18 protein-coding genes and 2 tRNA genes are annotated in these 21,095 nt (G+C 39.7%); 9 read left to right on the top strand and 11 right to left on the bottom strand.

The window, feature by feature from the left end; genetic code table 11:
• Positions 1-2: 2 nt before the first annotated feature.
• From ACL9RF_RS12840 to ACL9RF_RS12825, 4 genes are all read right to left on the bottom strand, one after another.
• A tRNA-Asp gene (locus tag ACL9RF_RS12840) sits at positions 3-76 on the bottom strand.
• 73 nt (positions 77-149) lie between these two features.
• Positions 150-1,223: a peptide chain release factor 1 gene (gene prfA / locus ACL9RF_RS12835; protein WP_422801032.1), complete on the bottom strand. Its 1,074-nt coding sequence runs from the start codon at positions 1,221-1,223 to the stop codon at positions 150-152.
• Between the two features lie 80 nt (positions 1,224-1,303).
• Positions 1,304-1,633: a DMT family transporter gene (locus tag ACL9RF_RS12830; RefSeq protein ID WP_422801031.1), complete on the bottom strand. Its 330-nt coding sequence runs from the start codon at positions 1,631-1,633 to the stop codon at positions 1,304-1,306.
• A 170-nt stretch (positions 1,634-1,803) separates the two neighbouring features.
• A complete protein-coding gene (locus tag ACL9RF_RS12825) occupies positions 1,804-3,540 on the bottom strand; it encodes a M61 family metallopeptidase (protein WP_422801030.1) in 1,737 nt (578 codons plus the stop codon).
• 160 nt (positions 3,541-3,700) lie between these two features.
• Between ACL9RF_RS12825 and ACL9RF_RS12820 the strand changes: the two genes are divergently transcribed.
• Together ACL9RF_RS12820 and ACL9RF_RS12815 are read left to right on the top strand one after the other, a co-directional pair.
• Positions 3,701-4,564, top strand: a complete 864-nt coding sequence (locus tag ACL9RF_RS12820) for an N-acetylglucosamine kinase (protein ID WP_422801029.1) — start codon at positions 3,701-3,703, stop codon at positions 4,562-4,564.
• A gap of 22 nt (positions 4,565-4,586) precedes the next feature.
• Positions 4,587-5,111 carry a glutathione peroxidase gene (locus ACL9RF_RS12815; RefSeq protein ID WP_422801028.1) on the top strand — a complete coding sequence of 175 codons (525 nt, stop codon included), beginning with the start codon at positions 4,587-4,589 and terminating at the stop codon, positions 5,109-5,111.
• Between the two features lie 338 nt (positions 5,112-5,449).
• Here the strand turns inward: ACL9RF_RS12815 and ACL9RF_RS12810 are convergent, their stop codons facing one another.
• A complete protein-coding gene (locus ACL9RF_RS12810) occupies positions 5,450-6,037 on the bottom strand; it encodes a thymidine kinase (RefSeq protein ID WP_422801027.1) in 588 nt (195 codons plus the stop codon).
• A gap of 193 nt (positions 6,038-6,230) precedes the next feature.
• Between ACL9RF_RS12810 and ACL9RF_RS12805 the strand changes: the two genes are divergently transcribed.
• Entirely contained in the window at positions 6,231-7,205 is a 975-nt protein-coding gene (locus tag ACL9RF_RS12805; protein WP_422801026.1) for a hypothetical protein, read from the top strand.
• A gap of 56 nt (positions 7,206-7,261) precedes the next feature.
• Here ACL9RF_RS12805 and ACL9RF_RS12800 read toward each other — a convergent pair whose 3' ends face one another.
• The gene (locus tag ACL9RF_RS12800) at positions 7,262-7,747 is read right to left on the bottom strand and encodes a hypothetical protein (protein WP_422801025.1); all 486 of its coding nucleotides are present in this window, start codon (positions 7,745-7,747) and stop codon (positions 7,262-7,264) included.
• Between the two features lie 161 nt (positions 7,748-7,908).
• On the opposite strand from ACL9RF_RS12800, the gene ACL9RF_RS12795 reads away from it, so the two are divergent.
• Together ACL9RF_RS12795 and ACL9RF_RS12790 are read left to right on the top strand one after the other, a co-directional pair.
• Positions 7,909-8,229 carry a YbaB/EbfC family nucleoid-associated protein gene (locus ACL9RF_RS12795; protein ID WP_422801024.1) on the top strand — a complete coding sequence of 107 codons (321 nt, stop codon included), beginning with the start codon at positions 7,909-7,911 and terminating at the stop codon, positions 8,227-8,229.
• Between the two features lie 23 nt (positions 8,230-8,252).
• Positions 8,253-8,951, top strand: a complete 699-nt coding sequence (locus ACL9RF_RS12790) for a metal-dependent hydrolase (protein ID WP_422801023.1) — start codon at positions 8,253-8,255, stop codon at positions 8,949-8,951.
• A gap of 64 nt (positions 8,952-9,015) precedes the next feature.
• Here the strand turns inward: ACL9RF_RS12790 and ACL9RF_RS12785 are convergent, their stop codons facing one another.
• Entirely contained in the window at positions 9,016-9,864 is an 849-nt protein-coding gene (locus tag ACL9RF_RS12785) for an N-acetylglucosamine kinase (protein WP_422801022.1), read from the bottom strand.
• 193 nt (positions 9,865-10,057) lie between these two features.
• On the bottom strand, positions 10,058-11,785 hold the full coding sequence (locus ACL9RF_RS12780; RefSeq protein ID WP_422801021.1) for an MFS transporter: 1,728 nt from the start codon (positions 11,783-11,785) through the stop codon (positions 10,058-10,060).
• A 304-nt stretch (positions 11,786-12,089) separates the two neighbouring features.
• On the opposite strand from ACL9RF_RS12780, the gene rho reads away from it, so the two are divergent.
• Positions 12,090-13,607, top strand: a complete 1,518-nt coding sequence (gene rho, locus ACL9RF_RS12775) for a transcription termination factor Rho (protein WP_422801020.1) — start codon at positions 12,090-12,092, stop codon at positions 13,605-13,607.
• Between the two features lie 63 nt (positions 13,608-13,670).
• Positions 13,671-14,354: a CDP-diacylglycerol--serine O-phosphatidyltransferase gene (pssA, locus tag ACL9RF_RS12770; RefSeq protein ID WP_422801019.1), complete on the top strand. Its 684-nt coding sequence runs from the start codon at positions 13,671-13,673 to the stop codon at positions 14,352-14,354.
• A 12-nt stretch (positions 14,355-14,366) separates the two neighbouring features.
• Here pssA and ACL9RF_RS12765 read toward each other — a convergent pair whose 3' ends face one another.
• On the bottom strand, positions 14,367-14,786 hold the full coding sequence (locus ACL9RF_RS12765) for a hypothetical protein (RefSeq protein WP_422801018.1): 420 nt from the start codon (positions 14,784-14,786) through the stop codon (positions 14,367-14,369).
• 70 nt (positions 14,787-14,856) lie between these two features.
• A complete protein-coding gene (locus tag ACL9RF_RS12760; RefSeq protein WP_422801017.1) occupies positions 14,857-17,649 on the bottom strand; it encodes a hypothetical protein in 2,793 nt (930 codons plus the stop codon).
• 576 nt (positions 17,650-18,225) lie between these two features.
• On the opposite strand from ACL9RF_RS12760, the gene mgtE reads away from it, so the two are divergent.
• Together mgtE and ACL9RF_RS12750 are read left to right on the top strand one after the other, a co-directional pair.
• Positions 18,226-19,605 (top strand): magnesium transporter, encoded by a 1,380-nt coding sequence (gene mgtE / locus ACL9RF_RS12755; RefSeq protein ID WP_422801034.1) that lies wholly within the window; start codon positions 18,226-18,228, stop codon positions 19,603-19,605.
• Between the two features lie 105 nt (positions 19,606-19,710).
• Positions 19,711-19,784: transfer RNA gene (locus ACL9RF_RS12750), tRNA-Asn, on the top strand.
• A 272-nt stretch (positions 19,785-20,056) separates the two neighbouring features.
• Here the strand turns inward: ACL9RF_RS12750 and rlmF are convergent.
• On the bottom strand, positions 20,057-20,968 hold the full coding sequence (gene rlmF, locus ACL9RF_RS12745) for a 23S rRNA (adenine(1618)-N(6))-methyltransferase RlmF (protein WP_422801016.1): 912 nt from the start codon (positions 20,966-20,968) through the stop codon (positions 20,057-20,059).
• Positions 20,969-21,095: the final 127 nt, after the last annotated feature.

Below are 21,095 nucleotides of genomic sequence, written 5' to 3'. Positions count from 1 at the left end.
AGCGGTCTGGACGGGACTCGAACCCGCGACCCCATGCGTGACAGGCATGTATTCTAACCAGCTGAACTACCAGACCTCAACCCTTCTCGTTTGAAGGTGTGCAAATATAGCGCTAATTTATTAAAAACCTAATTTTTTTTTAAAAAAACTTAGTCTACGGCCCCGTCCTTCATCTTTTCGGCATTCTCCGCAAACTGTAACGCGTCTATAATTCCCTGTATATCACCGTCCATAATCGACGGAAGATTGTACATCGTTAAACCAATTCTATGTTCGGTTACACGGCCTTGTGGGTAGTTATACGTACGCACTTTTGCAGAGCGGTCTCCGGTAGATACCATGGTTTTTCTTTTTGCAGCCGTATCGCCATGTTTTTTTTGTACTTCAAGCTCATAAAGTTTGTTCCGAAGCATCTCCATTGCAAGCTCACGGTTGGCCAATTGTGAACGTTCCACCTGGCATACCACAACAATACCGCTTGGCTTATGTGTTAATTGCACCTTCGTTTCAACCTTGTTTACATTCTGCCCTCCGGCACCACCCGAACGGGAGGTTTGCATTTCAATATCTCCAGGGTTTAGTTCTACGTCTACCTCTTCTGCTTCCGGTAATACGGCAACAGAGGCAGCGGAAGTATGTACGCGACCCTGTGTTTCGGTATCTGGAACACGTTGTACACGGTGTACCCCAGATTCGTATTTTAATTGTCCGTACACATCCTCACCGATAACCTTTAGAATAACCTCTTTGTAGCCGCCGGAAGTACCTTCAGTAACATCCATCACTTCGGTGCGCCAGTTTTTGGTTTCGAAGTAACGGGTATACATGCGGTAAAGATCTCCTGCAAACAAAGCTGCTTCATCCCCTCCAGTACCACCACGGATTTCGATAATAGCATTTTTACCGTCTTCAGGATCTTTCGGGATCAGCATTAAACGTATTTCTTCTTCTTTTTCTTCGCGTTGAACAATTAGCAAATCTTGCTCTTCTTTTGCCATTTCTCTTAGTTCTTGGTCTTTTTCGTTTACCAAGATATCTTTGTTGGCTTCAATATTGCTCACAATGTTTTTATAGATATGGTATTGTTCTACAATTTTGGAAAGGTCTTTATATTCCTTATTCAATTTTGCAAAACGTTTCATATCACTCATGGAATCGGGGTTACTTAATTCTGCCTCGACTTCTTCCCATCTTTCCTTAATTGCCTGTAATTTTTCTAACATAATTTTTTACGATAAAAGCCTAATAGCTTTTGAAGAGTACAAAAGTACTTAAAATTTATGGTTTCGAAAGAAGGAATTTGCTAATGGCTAGATACCATCTTTAGACCGATAATAGAGGCTATAAGCGTAAAAATGAAGAAAATGCGCCAAAATTCTGCCGGTTCTTTAAAGAATAATATTCCCATAAGAACGGTACCAACAGCGCCAATCCCGGTCCATACCGCATAGGCTGTGCCTAATGGCAGTGTTTGTGTAGCTTTAATCAATAAGCCCATACTCATAAATAAGCAGACTAAAAAACCAGCATACCAATACAGGGACGTTGTTCCTGCCGCTTCTTTTGCCTTGCCAAGGCAGGTTGTGAAACCTACTTCAAATAATCCGCCTAAGATTAAAAATATCCAATTCATTTGTTCTTGTTTTATTATATACGTAATATGTTACTGTTTTTTTTAGTTGCAAAGGTTTAATTTTTGATTTATTATTTTTTATACATAAGATATTTAAAATCTGTAGAAAAAAACAGGTGTAATAAAAAAAGCGTCGTTTCAGACGCTTTTTCTTAGGCTATATCCCGAAATTATGACAAGGATAGCCATATGTTACCATAGGCCTGCTGCTGTAGGGTACTGTTTTCCTTGCGTTGGATTACATAGTTCTTTTTATCCTGTTTCTGCAGCGTTACCGTAAGCTGCTGAAGTAATCCGTCGCGAGCGATAACTAGTTTAATCTGTTCGCCGACTTGCTTGCTGGCTAATATATAATCCAAAACCTTTCCAGCAGTATCGACTCTGTAATGGTCTACAGCTAAAAGTTCATCCTCCACGTTTAGTCCGCCATGCCATGCCGCGCTGTCGCGATCTACTTGTTTAATAATACTCCGTCCTTCAGATGCCGCTATTCGCACCCCTAGAGATGCGGAGTTATGGGCTGCCAGCAGATCGACCATTTCATAGCCCACTTCGTTGAAAATGCGGTTGTAATCCAACTCCTCTACACTATGCGCAGCCTTAAAGATATCATCCAATGGCACACCTGTTAAATCTTCGGCCAATTTTTGAAGTTCCTCTTCCTCAAACCCTCGGTTTTCTATGATGTAAAACTGGTTATAGGCCGCTTTTAAAACATCATCTAACCGATATTTACCCTCCGTTTGCACCAATATTTTAATGTCTAGGGCTACAGCATGCATGGCTCCTTTATTATAATAGGAGATGCTGGTATTGGCCGAGTTCTCGTCGGGGCGGTATTGTTTTATCCAGGTATCAAAACTTGCTGCTGCCGCGCTTTGAAGCTGATATCCAGGTCTATTATATACGGTATTGAAGTCTATGGCCAGCTGTTGTAGGTATTCTTCTTCGGAGTAAAACCCGCAGCGGCGAACGATAAGATTATCATAATAGGCTGTAAAACCCTCCATAATCCACAAACCTGTCGTATAATTTTCCTGGTTATAATCGAAGGGGCCTAAAGCTTTCGGGCGCAGACGTTTTACATTCCAGAGGTGAAAATATTCGTGCGCTACTAAACTTAAATAGCTTTTATACGAAGCCTCTTGTTGGTAGGCAAACCTGGAGCAGGCTAAAACCGTTGAGTTTAGATGCTCCAACCCGCCAAATGCATTCTGATGGTTATGCGTAATAAAGAGGTAATAATTATTTGGATTTGAGCCCCATATTTTATTTTCTTCCGCAACAATTTTTGTAATATCTTCTGTTAGTTGTTGTTTATTATAATTTCCTTCTCCAACCATGGCACATTCATGGGTAACGCCTTCCACGTCAAAAGACCAGGTGTCATGATTTCCGATTTCGAAGGGACTATCGTATAGGATGTCGTAATTTGCAGCATAGTAGGTATTTGAGCTGTTGGTAGGTTCTAATCCTGATGAAATTTTAGGCCAGTTTTCAGGTAATTTAACCGATACCGTTACCGGATGTTGTAGCTGCCCTTGTATATGAAAAAACACACCTACAGGGCTTAAAAAGGCATGCTCACGGTTTATAAAACTCGTCCGTACCGAGGATTCAAATCCGTATACTGCGTAGGTTACGCTAAGTGCTTTTCCATGGTGCTGCACACGCCAGGTATTTTTGTTCACCTTCGTAAAGGGGCATGCCACACCTGTTGCATCTGCTGCGCGGAATCTTTCCACGTTTTTAGCATATTCCCGAATTAAGTAGGAGCCTGGAGCCCAGACCGGTAAAACTAAGTCAATATAGTTTTGGTTTTCAAAACCTTGGATATCCAGCTGAACATCGACATAATGTGCTTGGGCTTCGGGAAAGGATAGGGAAAAGTGGATCGTAGAATTCATACCTTACTAAACATTGTTTTTATAATCAATATATCAAAGTTAGAGCTAATCCTATGGACTTCAAAATTATTATATTCGATTCATAGTGGTGTGCAAAAGTATTTTAACTATTGTGTATATTTGACATGCAAGAATAGTGTTAATTAAATAGGGAAAAAGAATGATTTTAGTCGCTGATAGTGGGTCTTCGAGTTCGGATTGGATGTTGCAGGTGCCCGATAGTGAACCTCTTTTATTTAAGACAAAGGGCTTGAATCCCTTTTTTGTAAATGAAAAAGAAATTGAAAGGGGCGTAAAGGATGCTTCTGAGATTATACCATATATAGACGAAATTAAGGAAGTATATTTCTTTGGTGCCGGATGTGTAACTCCTGATCGCCGTGAGATTGTATCGAATGCGTTGACGCTTTTGTTTCCAAAGGCTTTTATCGCGGTGGAAACGGATCTTTTAGGGGCTGCATATGCTACCTGTGGTACTGAAAAAGGCCTTGTCGCCACACTAGGAACGGGGTCGGATATTAGTTTTTTTAATGGGGAAGAGCTGTCCAGCAGTTTGCATGGCATAGGTTATGTTTTAGGTGATGAGGGCTCTGGCGCCTGGTTTGGTAAAAGGCTAACGACAGATTTCCTTTATGGCACGATGCCGCGCGATCTTGCGAAATTGTTTGCCGAGAAATATAGACTTACCAAGGATATGGTAATCCGAAATGTTTACCAGAAAGAGCGTCCAAACTCCTACCTGGCCTCTTTTGCTCCCTTTATGGCTGCGCATAGATTACACCCTTATATGGATAAGTTACTGACCGACGGTTTCGACGAATTTGTGCGCACCAATATTATGACCTATCCGAATTATTGGGAGTACAAATGCAATTTTGTAGGTAGCATTGGCTATCTTTTTGATATGCATCTCAGGAATGTATGTGAATTGCATGGGGTGCAAATGGGTAAGATCTTACGTTCTCCCATAGCGGATATTTTCCACTTTGTCGTTGAAAGAGAGACGACTAATTTACTGTATTAAGGTTCTTTAATTTGATAAATATATGATAACATTAGCATGGATAATGATCTTAAATTTGATCCATCCAACACCTCCGCCAGCATCTTCAGTGTATGACTTCTCATTCACTGCTATCGATGGAAAAAAAATTGAACTCTCTGCTTTTAAAGGGAAAAAGATTTTAATTGTTAATACTGCATCGAAGTGTGGTTTTACGAAGCAGTATAAAGATTTGCAGGAACTACATAAAACGTATGGTGAAAATCTGGTTATTATTGGGTTTCCGGCGAATAACTTTGGTAACCAGGAGCCTGGTAGTAACGCCGATATAAATACCTTCTGTGAACAGAATTATGGGGTTACTTTTTTACTCTCTGAAAAGGTAGAGGTAAAAGGCAAGGATATTGATCCTTTGTTTCAATACCTCACTACGCAGCCTAATCCTGATTTTCAGGGCGATATAAAATGGAATTTTGAAAAATTCCTAATTGATGAAAATGGAAAACTTATTCATCGCTACCGTTCGCAGGTAGCACCTATGGATCAGGTGCTTGTAGGGCAGCTATAGGAGGCCCGTATACCTGCTTTAGTAGGCCTTGATGCGGAAAATTTTTAATCGTATTAAATCCTGTATACCCCTGGGGTTGCAGGATTTTTTTATGTTTTTATAGCATTGATTATTTTTCGGTGTTTCGAAGGATAGCTTACTGTGTGCTTGTTGTATGCTGCTAAGGGTTTGAAGCCGTGAAATGGCGAAAAATAAAGGCATAAAAAAGCACTTTTGATGGGCAAAAGTGCTTTTAGCTAACCAATTTTAACCTAAATTTTGATGAATATCATCATGAAGTACCATACAAAGGTACAAGCGCAAGGAAAAAAAATGATCAATATAATATTAACTTTCTGTTAAATCGTGTTTCCAAGAACATAGTAGCAATGGCGACAGCGTGGTTCGTAACTGTCTTTTTCGCCGAGTAAAACCAGGTCTTCACTTTTGCTGAGCCGGTATGAATAGTTTGCCGGTGAGCCGCATACCACACAAACGGCGTGTACTTTGGTAATATGTTCTGCAATGGATAATAAGGCCGGCATCGGCCCGAAAGGGTTGCCTTGGTAATCCATATCGAGGCCTGCAACAATTACACGAAGTCCCTTATTCGCCAGCTGAATACATACATTCGGAAGATCTTCATCAAAAAACTGCGCTTCGTCTATGCCTACCACTTTAATGTCGGCACTCATTAAAAGTATTGCCGACGAATGTCCTACCGGAGTCGAAGGAATACTGTTTCTATCGTGAGAAACGACTTCATGCTCCGCATAGCGAAGATCGATTGCGGGTTTAAAGATTTCTACAGGTAGCTTGGCAAACTGTGCACGTTTCATTCTACGTATTAGCTCTTCTGTTTTTCCTGAAAACATCGAACCACAGATTACCTCTATACTTCCTACTTTTCTTTCTTTTTGATTACTATAATGTTCTGAAAATAGCATAATAATATTGCGCTGTCTGGGCGGGGGTTTTAATGTTAACAAAATCATAAAACCCCTAGCTGTACGCTACGAATATCGAAATTATATCTTATTTTTGGTAGACTCGGAATGCGGATAATTCGGAACTTTATCTGTATCAATGGGTTTAACTTCTATTTATTATTTGAACGATTATTTATTTAATAGGATTGATATGGCAAAATCTACATCGCAACTGTATACAAAAATTGATGGACTTTTAAACGATATCCAAGCCCAGTACGAAGATATAAAGGGTGGAGCGCGTTTAGATGGCGTTGAATTAGCACTTCTTTCTGCGAAAGTAGAATTTCTTTCGGCGCATATTAAGGCATTGCAATATTTTACTGGGGCAGCCGTGGAAACTTCTGCGCCTGTAGTAGAGCAGGATAGCACTGCCGTGCATACTGCAGTGGCACTGGAAAATGAAACCGTGGATGTGGCAGCAAACGAGGTGCAGCCTGAAGTGGCTTTTACGGAGACAACGGCTAATACTCCTGTAGCGGAGGCTGTTGCGAATACTGCAGTGCTGGATCATCCAGCGGAAGTAGCGCAGGCTCCTGTGTCGGATATTCCTTCGCAGACTGAAACACCTACGCTTTCGTATGCGCATAGTCAGGGTGTCGAGCAACCTGGTGCTGCTATACATGGGGAAGAAAAAGCAAACGCTGCAACGCAATATAATGCGGTTGATACTCATAATTCGACGGTTGATAAGGATCAGACTGTTGTACGCGAGGTTTTAGAGGAAACAAAAATCGTTGTTGTAGAAGAGTCTAGTACCGTTACGACGACTGTAACCTCTGAAGAAACGCCGGGTAGACCGCTCACAATAAATGAAATGATACATCAGCAAAAGCGTGCTGGTGTAAATATTACCCAACAGTTTCAGACGAATACAAGCACCGAAAAGGTATTGGATTTAAAAACAGCGATTAACTTAAATGATAAGCTTTTATTTATAAAAGATTTGTTTAACGGGTATAGTTTAGCTTATAGTGAGGCTTTGGAGTTGTTGAATCGTTTTAACCATATGGCGGAAGCGGACGCTTTCCTGCAAAGTAATTACGCCTTGAAAAATGGATGGGCAGAGAAGCCACAGACTGTAGATAAGTTTTATGCGCTGCTGCGTAGAAAGTTTGTCAATTAGGAGCATTATTTTAAGTAACTATTCCTATAAAAAAAGCTGTTCTAAAACAGCTTTTTTTATAGGTCAAATTTTACCCAATCTTGTCCGTCTCTTCCAAAAAAGAAATATTTGGGTTGAATAATTTCAGCTAAGCTTTCGGTGTCTGCAAGGTAGCTGTTTGCAGCGCTGTTGAAATCAGCTGATTGTATGATAAATACTTTATTGTTTTCAATAGCTTTACTGCCTTGTTCGCGTAACTCTGCTATAAAACTTGGTAGCAGGCTGTATAGTTCATCATTCTTTTGTATAATAATTACTACATCTGCAGCGCTTTGGCTATCGGCTAATAATCTTCCGCCAGCAATATTAATTTTCTCTTCTAACAGGGTAGAAAAAGCGGTTTCGAAACGATCCTCTTGCTGCACTACCATGACTTGGGGAAAGGTGTCGGGTGAAAGAAACTTTAGTTTATGAATCATAATATCTATGGCTTCCTGAAAGTGCTCTGCCGCTGTGGCATCGGTATTTTGTAGCGTGCTGATTATTGTTTCATATGTTGTCATGCCGCAAATTTAAGGATGCTTGGTGTATTTACCTAATTTAATAGTTAGCCCGTTTTTTTTATACGCTGTGTATGGCAAATGCTTGAAAAGAACATGTTGTTCTGCTGTTGACTGATTCAATGTTTTTTGTACTTTAGTATAGTTATTTAAAAGAGAGTACTATGTTTGATAAATTAATGCAGGCTCAGCAAAGAGCGGAGGAAATTAAAGCACGATTAAATAATATTTCTGTTTCTGGGGAAGCTGAAGGCGGACGTATTCGTGTTATTGCAACAGCCAATAAGGAGATTAAAGAGGTGCAGATTAGTGAGGAACTTTTTACTGAGGGGGATAAGGAACAGGTGGAAGAGTTGTTGATTGTGGCGCTGAATAAGGCTTTAGCACAGGCGGATAGCGTTAGTCAAACGGAGATGGCTGCCGCAAGTCAGGATTTATTAGGTGGCTTAGGTGGTTTAGGCGGTTTAGGCAATCTTTTTAAATAGGATAGATATTTAACTTTTTAATCATGGAAAATAATATTACAGCCACCTATTATGGCCAATCCTGTGTAGCATTCGATTTTAATGGAACGCAGGTTTTATTGGATCCTTTTATTACCCATAATCCATTGGCTAAGGACATTGATGTGAATGCCTTAAATCCGGATTATATTTTTCTGAGCCATGCTCATGCTGATCATGTGGCCGATTTAGTGCAGGTGCAAAAAAACTCCGGAGCAACTGTGGTTGCTATTGTTGAAACAGCCGCTTGGGTGGCTAAACAAGGGCTGGATGCGGATAAAGTTATTGCTTATAATTTTGGTGGTACCTTGTCTCTACCGTTTGGAAAGGTGAAAATGGTGTATGCTTTGCATACCAACTCTACACCTGAAGGTGATTATGCGGGGGTGCCTTGTGGTTATGTGTTTACTGTTGGCGATAAAAATATTTATTTTGCCGGCGATACGGGCTTAACTATGGAAATGAAACTTTTGGAGGATTTAAATATCGACTGGGCTTTTTTACCTATTGGTGGTTTTTATACCATGGATATGTACGATGCTTTGAAGGCTTCTTCTTTTGTGAATTGTACGAAGATTGTAGGGGTACATTACAATACATTTCCGGCAATCACTATCGATACCGCAGAAGCGCAGCAATTATTTAGTGAGGCTGGACGGGAGTTGTTTTTACCTGAGGTAGGCGCGGCTGTTCGTTTGTGGTAGTTAGACTGTCTTGCTCATGCCAAAAAAAACCGGATATCTTTAGGTAGGATGTCCGGTTTTTATTTTATTTATTCTCGATATGAAATTTTACAAGGTCGTCAATAGGTGAGCGTAAGATTTTTCCTACTTTCATTCCATATTGTGCTGCTTTTTCTTCTAATACATTACGGAAGTTGTAGCCTACAGAGCCTATGCAGTTGAAAGAATGGTCTTGATAATTAGGGTATTTGCTTACCAGGTTGGCGAAAAATGCTTCGAAGGAGTCATCGACAATTTTGCGCGTATATTGAATATTTACATTGTTGTCGTATACAAATTTACTGAAACTTGCACAGAAACGGTTGGCCAAGGGTTTGGTGTATACGTTGTCCATAATCTCGTCTTCTGTTAGTTTGTAGGTGTCAAAGAATGCTTCCTTAACATCTAAAGGCATTAGGCCACGTACATAATCTGTTAATAGCTTCTTGCCGATAAAAGAACCTGATCCTTCATCGCCTAGTATATAGGCCGCCGAATTTATGTTGTAAGTTATTTCTTTACCATCATAAATGCAGGTGTTTGTTCCTGTTCCTAAAATGGCTGCAAAACCGGCTGTTGCCCCTAATAAGGCTCTTGCGGCAGCTAATAGGTCGTGACCGACTTCAATTTTCGCATTTGTAAATAGTTTTACAAACGCATCGGACACGATTTTTGCTTTCTCTTCGTTATGTACACCTGCGCCGTAGTAGTACACTTCGGTAATTTTTTCTAACGGTAAGTCTTGTGGTAATCCTTTTTTTAAGGATCCGACAATGTAATCACTGTCTACAAAATAGGGATTATATCCCTCTGTGTTAAAATAGATTTTTTTTTGGTTATCATCTAATAGGCACCAATTGGTTTTGGTTGAACCTCCATCTGCAATAATGATCATTAGGATTTGTTTTAGTTCAATAATTTATAATTTATCGCTTTCCGAAGATACATTATTCTTCACATACTTTTATCTTTTTGTTGGATAATAATTTGTTACAATACTGTTTTAAAACGAAAAAACAGCCTTAGGGAGCTCCCTAAGGCTGTTTTTTTTAAAATAAACTTAGTGTAAAAAGTACAATTAGTGCAGCCTAGTGGCCTCCTGCACTTTCAATATTATCGATATCGATATTTTGTTTTTTAAGGAATTGCTTCGCTAAAAAGGCGAAAGAAATAATGTATATAAAACCAATCAATGGAATGATATAGGAGTTATGGATGCCAATAATATCGGCTAGTTTACCTTGGATAGGGGGGATGATACCGCCACCAAGAATCATCATAACCAAAAATGCGGACCCTTGTTCGGTGTATTTTCCAATACCTGTTATCGCTAGGGAGAAGATGGATCCCCACATAATCGAACAGGCTAAACCACCGGTTAAAAATGCGTAGATAGCAACCGTACCTGAAGTTAATAACCCCGTAAGCATGGCAACAGCTCCTAAAGTTCCAAAGATTACCAAGGTACGTACGGGTTTTTCTTTGCTTACAAAGAAAGCCCCAACTTGGATGATAATACAGATAACAAAGAAGTATAAATGCGACATATCGAAGCCAGCAATAGAGTTTACGCTTAGTATTATACCGAAAGCGATGAAGGGAACAACTGCTGTTAAGACTTTTTTGGTGGATTGCGCAAAATTAAATGCCGTAATAGCACCTGCCCAACGCCCGATCATCATGCCTCCCCAATACATGGAAATGTAAGGTGTAATTTCGGAGGATTGCAGATGTCCAAATTCGGCTAAGGTTAATAGCTCCCCCAAATTACTACCGATGCCGACTTCAATTCCAACATATATAAACAAGGCCAACATGCCCAGAACCAACTGTGGGTATTTCATGGCACCCCATGCTTCAGGGGCTTTTTTAGCCTTGTTATAGGCAAATAATAAGGACCCTACAACCGCTAGCAGCGCTCCGAAAAGAAAACCCATCCTTTTTAATTCTAGGGGATGTGCCAGCTCTTGAATCTGCGATTTAATCTTTGTGATAACCGCGGTATCGGTATTTGCATGTAGCTGTTCCTGCAAAGCAACAAGGGCTAATGCGGCGTCACTCTTATAACTTAGGAAGACAGGAATAAACATCGCCAATAACAATATTGTCATGGTAATAAGTGTATTTCTAGCTTTATTCGCTGATTCCATCGGTTCGTTATTGATGCCTGCAGGAACTTTCTTGGAGAAGTTAAATAAGGCTGCCGCCAAAAGAAACAATAAACCTACGGCAATATAGAGGTAAACCACTTTGTTTAATGGCAGTTTTGAAATTTCGGTATCCGAGATGGTTTCAAATGTTCCAAAAAGTGCAAAACCAATAACTAAAGGACCTATTGTTGTTCCAAATGAATTTACTGCACCCCCGAGATTCACCCGTGATGCCCCGGTTTTTGGGTCGCCCAATAAGACAGCAAAAGGGTTAGCCGCAGTTTGTTGTATGGAGAAGCCCAGGGCTACAATAAATAACCCGATTAACATCCCAAAATATTGGTTTACCTCGACGGCAATAATCATCGCTGCAGCGCCTAGAGCTGAAAATAGTAAGCCATACACGATGCTTTTTTTATACCCCCATTTTCCGACAATATCTTTGCCTGAGATGGTGCCAAATACGAAAAGTAATAAAGCCCCCACGTAATAGGCGCTATAAAAAGCGAAATCTATGAGTTGCGATTGAAATTGATCCAGATGGAAGTAGTTTTTACAAAAAGGGATAAATATGCTATTTCCTGCAGCGATAAACCCCCAGAAGAAAAACACAACAATTAGCGTATACAACGCTGGATAGTTTGTTTCTTTAGTGTTGTTGGTCATAATTTTGATTTTACTGGCGTTAAACATACAAAAAAAATATGGAAAAATACGAATACTAGTAAATCGTTTTAGTCTTTTGAGCTGTGATCATTTAGATTTCATTTTTTTTACATAATTTTTTTATTTTTTTTTGAAATATCAAATCTTATAAGTTTCTTTGTGCATTCTCAAATCTGTCGTGATTTAAGAACTCTGCTTAAATAGAGCCTTTTTAAATAAACACTACTGTAGATTAGCTACAAAAGTTACGATACGATTTCAAACTTTTTAAAATCCAAAAAGATACAATCATAATTCAATATTAATGAATATCAACGAATTGAATTCGAAACTCGTGTCCGAATTACGCGAGATAGCTAAAGTGTTAGGTATTGTTGAAGTAGAAAAGCTCCGTAAGCAAGAATTGATTGATAAGATTGCGGAGGTTGCTCAACAATCTGCTACGCGTGAAACTGTTGTTGAAAATACGGAATTTGCAGAGGAGCATGATGATGCTGATAAGCCAAGACGCCGTACACGTACAACAACAAAAACAGAACCAGTCCCTGTTACCAAACGCGTACGTTCAGAAGAGAGCACCGAAGGCACCCTTTTCACGAAAGAACCTGCCACAACGCAGACATCTACCACCCCAGAGCCTACAACCCCTACGACTACGAATACAGCAGAAGTTAAGAAATCAGAAAGTACATCTTCAAGTACAGATTTTGATAACGTTATTGTAAACGAGGGTGTTTTAGAAATTATGCCGGATGGTTATGGATTTTTGCGTTCTTCAGATTACAACTATTTGACATCTCCGGATGACATTTATGTATCCCAGTCGCAAATAAAATTATTTGGTTTAAAAACCGGTGATAATGTACGCGGTAGTATTCGCCCACCAAAAGAAGGGGAGAAGTATTTTCCGTTAGTGCGTGTTGAATCTATTAACGGGCAAGATCCTGCTGAGGTTAGAGATCGTGTTCCGTTTGATTTTTTAACGCCATTATTTCCAAATGAGAAGTTAAACTTAGATTTAGGTGCCAATAACTACTCTACCCGTATTATGGATTTATTTACTCCAATCGGGAAAGGTCAGCGTGGTCTAATTGTAGCGCAACCAAAAACAGGTAAAACCAATCTTTTAAAAGAGGTAGCCAATGCGATTGCAAAAAATCACCCTGAAGTATATTTAATTATCTTATTAATTGATGAACGTCCGGAAGAGGTTACTGATATGGCGCGTAGTGTTCGTGCAGAAGTTGTTTCTTCTACATTCGATGAACCTGCAGACCGCCATGTTAAGATTGCTAATATCGTACTCGAGAAGGCTAAGAGAATGGTGGAGTGTGGGCATGATGTGGTTATCCTTTTGGATTCGATTACCCGTTTAGCGCGTGCCTACAATACGGTTGCTCCAGCATCTGGAAAAATCCTTTCCGGTGGTGTCGACGCAAATGCTTTGCATAAGCCAAAACGTTTCTTCGGAGCAGCAAGAAATATTGAAAATGGAGGTTCCCTAACCATTCTGGCTACGGCACTGATCGATACAGGTTCAAAAATGGATGAGGTTATCTTTGAGGAGTTTAAAGGTACAGGTAATATGGAGTTACAGTTGGATCGTAAATTGGCCAATAAACGTCTATTCCCTGCGATTGATCTGACAGGGTCGAGCACACGTCGCGACGACTTGTTGATGGACAAAGAGGCTTTACAGCGCTTATGGGTGTTGCGTAATCATTTATCGGATATGAACGCTACGGAAGCGATGGAATTCTTGTTGCAGCAGATCAGAGGAACACGTTCGAATGAAGAGTTTTTAATCAGTATGAACGGATAATTCATATTTAATTGATATTTTTAGGCCATCTAAATTTTTAGATGGCCTTTTTTATAGTATAAAATGAAGAAACATATTCCGAATACGCTTACTTGTTTAAATCTTTTCTGTGGTTGCATGGCTGTGCTTATGGTGTTAAAGGGGAATTATACGGCGGCCTTGTATGCTGTGATTAGTTCTGGAATCTTTGACTTCTTCGATGGTATGGTAGCGCGATGGTTACATGTAAAGTCCTTAATTGGTAAAGAGTTGGATTCGTTGGCCGATATGGTCAGTTTTGGTTTCCTTCCTGGCGTGGTATTGTATTCCTTATTGCAGCAAGCTACGACAAATGTATATGTGCCTTATATCGGTTTTTTTGTTACCGTATTTTCGGCGCTACGGTTAGCTAAGTTTAATATAGATGAACGGCAGACAGCTGATTTTATTGGTGTAAACACACCGATGAATACTTTCCTTATTATTTCTTTTCCTTTTATTGCGCAGCGCTACCCTGAGGTTATTTTAAATCCTTATTTTTTAGTTGTTTTCGCAATTGTTTCGGGTTTGTTATTGGTATCGGAGTTACGTCTATTTGCCATGAAACTAAATAGCCTTGCTTGGTCTGTTAACAAGTTTAAGTATTTATTTCTTTTAAGTTCCGGGTTGTCTTTAATCTTATTCAATATTTTGGCCTTGCCCATTGTTTTCGTATTGTATATCCTGTTTTCGGTTATACATTATAGGTTCGAAAAGAAAGGGGAGTAATTTTTGTGGCATTCAATGTATAAGCTGCCCATTGTGTCGGATAATTCCTGTTAACTTGTCGAGCCAGAGTTTTATAACGGCTGCATGCTCATAATTTTCGTCTTCAGCACAGCGAAACATCCATTCTTTTAGCGTGGATGTCATCTCCTGGTATGCGGTAAATTGCCCATATATATCTTTGTAATCACTGAATATTTCTACCAAGTGACAGTAGATATCGTATTCAATAAACTTTAAGTAATGCTGTTGGTGCGCAGTTTCAAAATCTTGGTTACTAGAGAATCCATTGCGGATATGAATATCACAGGCTCGTTCAAAGGCCTTACGTGAAACCAATACTTCTTTTTTTATGGTATCTCGGGTACAGATAAGAAGTTCATACATGGCAGTGAGCTCTTCCTGGAGCGAAAAGTTTTTTACTATTGTATACATAACCTATTTGTATTGAGGTAATTAATATAACAATACGGGCGCTATTTTTGTTTGTTTTTTTTTAATTTACTTAATAACTGTAACTAAATCCATAGGTCGGGTACAGCTTTTGTGAGGCTTGGGGATGATTAAGATAGGTGAGTTTTGCGCCGAAAGAAACATCAGGCAGGGTGTATTTAAAGATATTAAAATCAAGGTTAACACCAAGGCCGAAAGTTTGCGGTGCGTAGTTGCGCTCTTCAAGGTTTAGGTATCCTGCGGAAACAACGGCTCTAATCCGTTTAAAATACGCCAGCTGACCTAAAGAGAAGTCGGGGTACAACAGCGGCAACCTATAATCCAACAATAAGGTGTTTTTTACATTGGCTACGGGTACGAAAGCATACCCCTCAATCAGGGGAATGTCGTTGTTGTAGCGGTATCGGCCACTTTTGTTTTGTATAGAATAGCGCAGCTGAATGCCATGGTTTGAAAGTATCCCTGGAAAATAAAAACTGCTTCGGAATGCCAGGGACGAGCCGGTTTGGTTCCGATCAAAAGGTACATGCCTATATATTAAGCTGAAATTTTGCCCCCAGCGTGGTGTTAGGTCCATCCGGCTATAGCGGGTGTTTCGATTAAAATATACTTGGTAATTTAGCGGAAAGATTAATTCTGTATAAAAGTTCTTTAAGTTTGCTAAACTCAGGTCATAACGATTTTGGTAGGTGGTTCCAAGGTTAAATCCGAATGCATACACCTGGTTACCTCGATAGATGCTAAAGGGCAACTGCATATCAAATGTTATCAAGTTTTCGCGCCAGTGGAAATTAAGCAGTGAATCTTTATTGTTGTTTATCTGCGCCTTACCTAATTGACCCCTGTTTTGGTAGCCTACTGTAAATTTTGGGAAATACTTCTGGTAAGTGACTTCTGCGGAGTAGGTGTTTTTTCGGATTTCATTATCGTATTCATAACCTACTTTTATTTGCGTGGTATTTAATACATCGTTGGAGAGTATAAAAAAACCCGGTCGAAGGTTGTCAAAGCTTTCAAAATCACTGCCACTCAGGGATATGCTGTGGAAATTTATTGCGTTTTTAAGGGTATTGTAAGGCTTTATAGCATAGTTTTTTAAGTCGGTAATGGGCATCGATTGCTCCGAGTTATCGTTTTGTTTCGGATATAATGTCGTAGCAGGGGTAAAACTTACAATTTTGTTTATGCTACTTTCTAGCCGCATACTTTGGATATGATAGCCTTGGGTGGTATAATCGTTATACCAAATTGAGTCGCCAGCAAGGGTAGGGTTAAAGGCACCAAATCTGCTGTTGGAAAGCTGTACAACCGCATTATTTTGCAGCATAAAGAGGTCGTCTTTTTGGTTGTAATTGGCTTTGAAAATAATAGACTCTTTATGGAAAACAGGCCTTTCATACTGCTGGTTTAACCAAGGGAGTAGTGTTTCTGTATTTTTTGTTGTTAGGTCTACTTGTAACAAGGTGCTACCTTCTTCTGATAAACCAATAGCGATGATTTTATCTCCGGTAGTATTAAACTGGGGTTGCTGTAAATGTATTCCTTTGGGCAGAGGGATGGAATCCATACGCTCACCATTGGTAATATTTAGTAAGGCTATCGACGATTCGTTGTGGAGGTTTACCTCAACACAGGCAATCTGCTGTAGGTTGGGGTGGATAATCGGGGTGTAGTACCTGCTCTTATGCGTTAGTGTTTTTTTCTTTCCTGTCTGTAGATCAAATACCTGTATTACATTGTAGGTCTGTTTGGCAAAACGAGCATCTTTTCGGTATTCATCCCATGTTATAAGCTGCTCTTGCAGGTGAAAGTAGGGCATGATTTGTAAGCCAATATCGAGCACCTTTTCTTTCTTTTTAAGGTCGTTTGGGGCAAAGGAAATAATTCGTGGCGTATGCTGTCGGCTATCTTGCAAGGTGTAAATGCGTCCGTTGCTGACTTGTGGTAGCCAATAATTAGTAGGATACTTATCCTTAAAATCATAGGATTTTGATAAGGATACTTCCTGCTCGATGGGCCATTTTGCTTTAAGATCTTCCATTGTCTCCTTAAAGATCCCACTCGCACGCTGCCCATAGTATTTTTTTAAGCTTCGCTGAAAATTAAATGGCCGTATAATTTTGCTGCGCATATCTTTCAATATTTTGTCTTGGATTTGGTTGTCTTTTTCATACATCAAGCTATTCATAAAATAGCCTATGCTGTAGTATGAGGGGATAATATCCTTAAAAGAACCGTGTACATATTTGTTGAAATCGTAGTTCAGGCCAGATTGAATATTCGCACGTATAGGCATATGCCACGACGGTAGCCGTCCGCGGCCACCGTTGGAGTATAAGGTTTCGTGAAGCACGGCGTCTCCTTCAAAATACCAGGATGGAAGGTTTAAAGCAAATAATGTCAACCCAAGCTGTTCCAGAATTGGCGGTTTAAAGTTTCCGGTTAAATTATCGAATTGTACTATATGTCGACTTTCATGTAAGGCTAAATTTGGCAGCCATTCTTGATTGTTCGCAACGCCAGAGGGGGTAGAATAGAGCTCTGATTTGCGAGGCGCTAACTGTACAAAACCATTTTGCTCGATGTTGTGTTCTTGAACAATAATCTTTGTTTTTCTAGGTTTCCTATCGCTGTACAGGCTATTTTTCTGTAGGTAATATTCGAGCTGTGCGAAGAGGTTGGGGGCAGATTTTGCAAATTCCTGCGGAAATATTAAACATAAATGCTCCGTGTTTATCTGTTGCCATTTTATGCTGGAGTGCGCTTGTGTATTGTCGAAAATCTGTGCCTTTAAATTTAGAAAGGTTAGGAACAAGATTAGGGTAAGGAGGTATTTGATTTTCATGGTCTTTAGCGCCTGGGTAATGTGTTTTATTTCCTGTTTATGCCGCGTTATCGTTTCATATACTGCCGAAAACGACCGGACTTAAATTATATTATGGTGTTTACCTCGTTTAATACTTGGATATTCTTTGAAGGTGATTTGTGAAAAAGCTTTTCCTTCAAAAGTGAACTAAGCTAATGCTTTTTTTTACGAAATCATAATGTAAACCTAAACCATTTCTAAGGATTTTAAAAGGATGGATGGGTAGGGATTGATGTCTTTGGTTTATACGCTTTTACCATCGGTTTTGTAAGGGCTGAAATAGCCCTTACAATTGGATCGTATATAGCTCCACCGCTTTGTTGTTTATAGTCTGTGGGTAAGCATTTTGTCTAGAGGTTATTGCGTATAGGGATGTGAACTAATTTTTAAACTGTTGTTAATTCATTATAAGGTTGTGTTTTCTTCTGAAATTAAAATAAATTTTCATTTTCTTACCGCTAAAAAAAGATTATAAATTTTGAAAGAAAAGAACGACTTTTGCAGCAGACTAAAAAACTGAACCCCAATGTAGGATTTAAATTTTCGGAGGCGTATATGGAAGATTTGGAAATGCAGGTTACTTTTATTGAGCAGTTCATCGCAGATAATAATCTCGTTGAACTGGAGAGTTTTCTTAATGAACTCAATATTTCGGATGTCGAGGAATTAATCGATGAATTACCTGAACATGCAGCGCTTTTTCTGGAGATATTAAATCTTAAACGAGCCGTTAATGTGTTTCGTATTTTAGACTTTCCTACCCAGGAAAGGGTTTTTAAGAAATTATCTGGTGCAAAAACAAGGGAGATTTTAAATGAGCTTCCTCCCGACGACCGTACTTCGTTTTTAGGGGAGTTAAAGGGGGATGTGGTAAAACGTTTAATAATTCTGCTCTCGCCAGAGGAACGCAAAGAGGCATTATCCTTGTTGGGATACCCTGAGGATAGTGTGGGGCGTTTGATGACGCCTGATTATATTACCGTAAAAGAACATTGGACAATCACGCGCATTTTGGATCATATCCGTCGTTATGGGTCTGCCTCAGAGACAATCGACGTCTTGTATGTTATAGATTCTAACGGTAAGCTTATTGATGATATCCGGATTAAGGATATTTTATTGGCAGCACCTGAAACACAGGTGGGCGAGCTTATTGATAACCGCTTAATTTCCTTAAATGCAAATGACCCCCAGGAGGAGGCGGTTACTATATTTCGGATGAATAATAGGGTGGCACTTCCGGTTGTGGATGAGCAGGGTATTATGCTGGGGATTGTTACTATTGATGACATTCTCTGGGTAGCCAATGAGGAGTATACCGAGGATATGCAGCGCTTCGGGGGTACGGAGGCTTTAGATGAGCCGTATCTGGATGTTTCCATATGGCACTTGGTAAAAAAGCGTGGAGGCTGGTTGATTGTGTTATTTTTAGGGCAATTGTTAACGGCTACTGTTATCGGCGAGTTTGAAGATCAGCTGTCGCAGGCCGTTTATTTAATGATATTGATGCCATTGATTATGTCGAGTGGTGGAAACAGTGGCTCGCAATCTTCCACTTTAATTATTCAAGCTATGGCCATGGGTGAGGTTACGATTTCGGATTGGTGGCGGGTTATGAAAAGGGAGATTGTTACGGGGTTTCTGCTCGGACTTATATTAGGGACCTTAGGATTTATCCGCGTAGCGGGATGGGAGTTGTTTACGGATTATTACGGCGAATATTGGGCCTTGATAGGTTTGGTTGTTAGTCTTTCGTTGGTGGGGGTAGTCATGTGGGGTTCGTTGACAGGATCCATGTTGCCATTTCTTTTAAAACGATTAGGCGCCGATCCGGCGAGTTCTTCAGCGCCTTTTGTATCCACACTGGTGGATGTAACGGGGTTAATTATTTACTTTACCATCGCTACATTGATTTTAAAAGGAATATTGCTGTAAATTATTCTTATTGGCAATGAATGACTTGCGTTTTTTTTGAAAAATATATTTGCACAACTGAATTAATCTTGCGATAATTGCATCACCGAAAGGGAAACGAAATACTCCTGAATAGCTCAGTTGGTTAGAGCATCTGACTGTTAATCAGAGGGTCGCTGGTTCGAGCCCAGCTTCAGGAGCAAAAAGAAAAGCTGTTTTTTGAAAGAAAAACAGCTTTTTTCTTTTTAGATGAATTTACTATCCTACTAACTTATAAATCTGAAATTCTGAAATCCTGAAATCTTGAAATCCTGAAATTTTAAAATTGCAACAACAAATTGTAGAATTTACGGTTTTATTAGGGATGAAGAACGGATTATGGGGTATACGTAAAAAAGGTGACCCCAAGCGGTCACCTTAATAAAAAACTGCATATTATATTTTTCGACTTTACGGTGTTTGTAAAGCGGTACTATTGCCATTTCCAGGCCAAGATACGAGAGATCTTTTGTCCTTGCTGCATTGGGATAATTTCAATTCTTGCGGCTTTATGGTATTCTAAAATTGCAATCAAAGGTTTTAAATGTTCTTTGCTTGCTACCAGTGTCGTAACCCATCCCAGCTGTTGCTGGAAATCTTTACTCTCGTAGATCATCTTGCTGATAAAGGCCTGCTCGCCGCCCTCACACCATAGTTCGTTGGGATGGCCTGCAAAATTCTGTACGGTTGCTTTATCTTTATTTTTGTTTAGTGTCTGGAACTTTTTAGTGCTGCTTTTCCAGTTGTCTTCCCGCGATTTGTAGAAGGGTGGATTGCATACAACCACGCTATATTTTTCGTTCGGTTGGATGATTTGGCTAAAAATTTTACTACGATCGGTTTGCAGGCGCACCTGTATTTTTTTCTTTAACCAAATGTTACGCGCAATATTTACTTCGGCAAAATGAATAGAATTAGCGTCGATATCGGTTCCTACAAAATTCCATTCGTATTCTTGCGCACCAATTATCGGGTACACGAGGTTTGAACCCGTACCTATATCCAGTACACTGATTTTTTTGCCATACGGAATTTGGCCGTTATTATCTTGTGCCAGCAGGTCGGCGATGTAATGCATGTAATCGGCTCTTCCTGGTATAGCAGGGCATAGGCTATTGGGCGCTATCTCCCAGAATTTTAATTTATAATCGGCTTTTAATAGTCCCTTATTCAGCTCAAATACTGCCTTCGGGTCAGCAAAGTCTATCGTTTCCTTGCCAAAATCGTTGACAAAGGTAAAGGCTTTCAAGTTCGGGTTGGCTTTTTCTAAACGCTTGAGGTCATAGCCTTGAAGGTGTTTATTTCGGCCATGAAGTTTCGCTGGCGCAGGATTTGAATTTATCATAAAAAAAATAATTTTTCCAAAGGTACGGTTTATTCTTTCAGGGCACCTATTTATCCGCGGTCAGCGCTTTAAATATTTCCTTTCCTGCCATTTTATCGGTATCTTTGTACGTAATTTAACAAAAGGC

It is taken from the genome of Sphingobacterium sp. Mn56C (genome assembly GCF_049319645.1).
Classification (GTDB): domain Bacteria; phylum Bacteroidota; class Bacteroidia; order Sphingobacteriales; family Sphingobacteriaceae; genus Sphingobacterium.
This window is presented reverse-complemented; position numbering and strand designations above follow the sequence as displayed.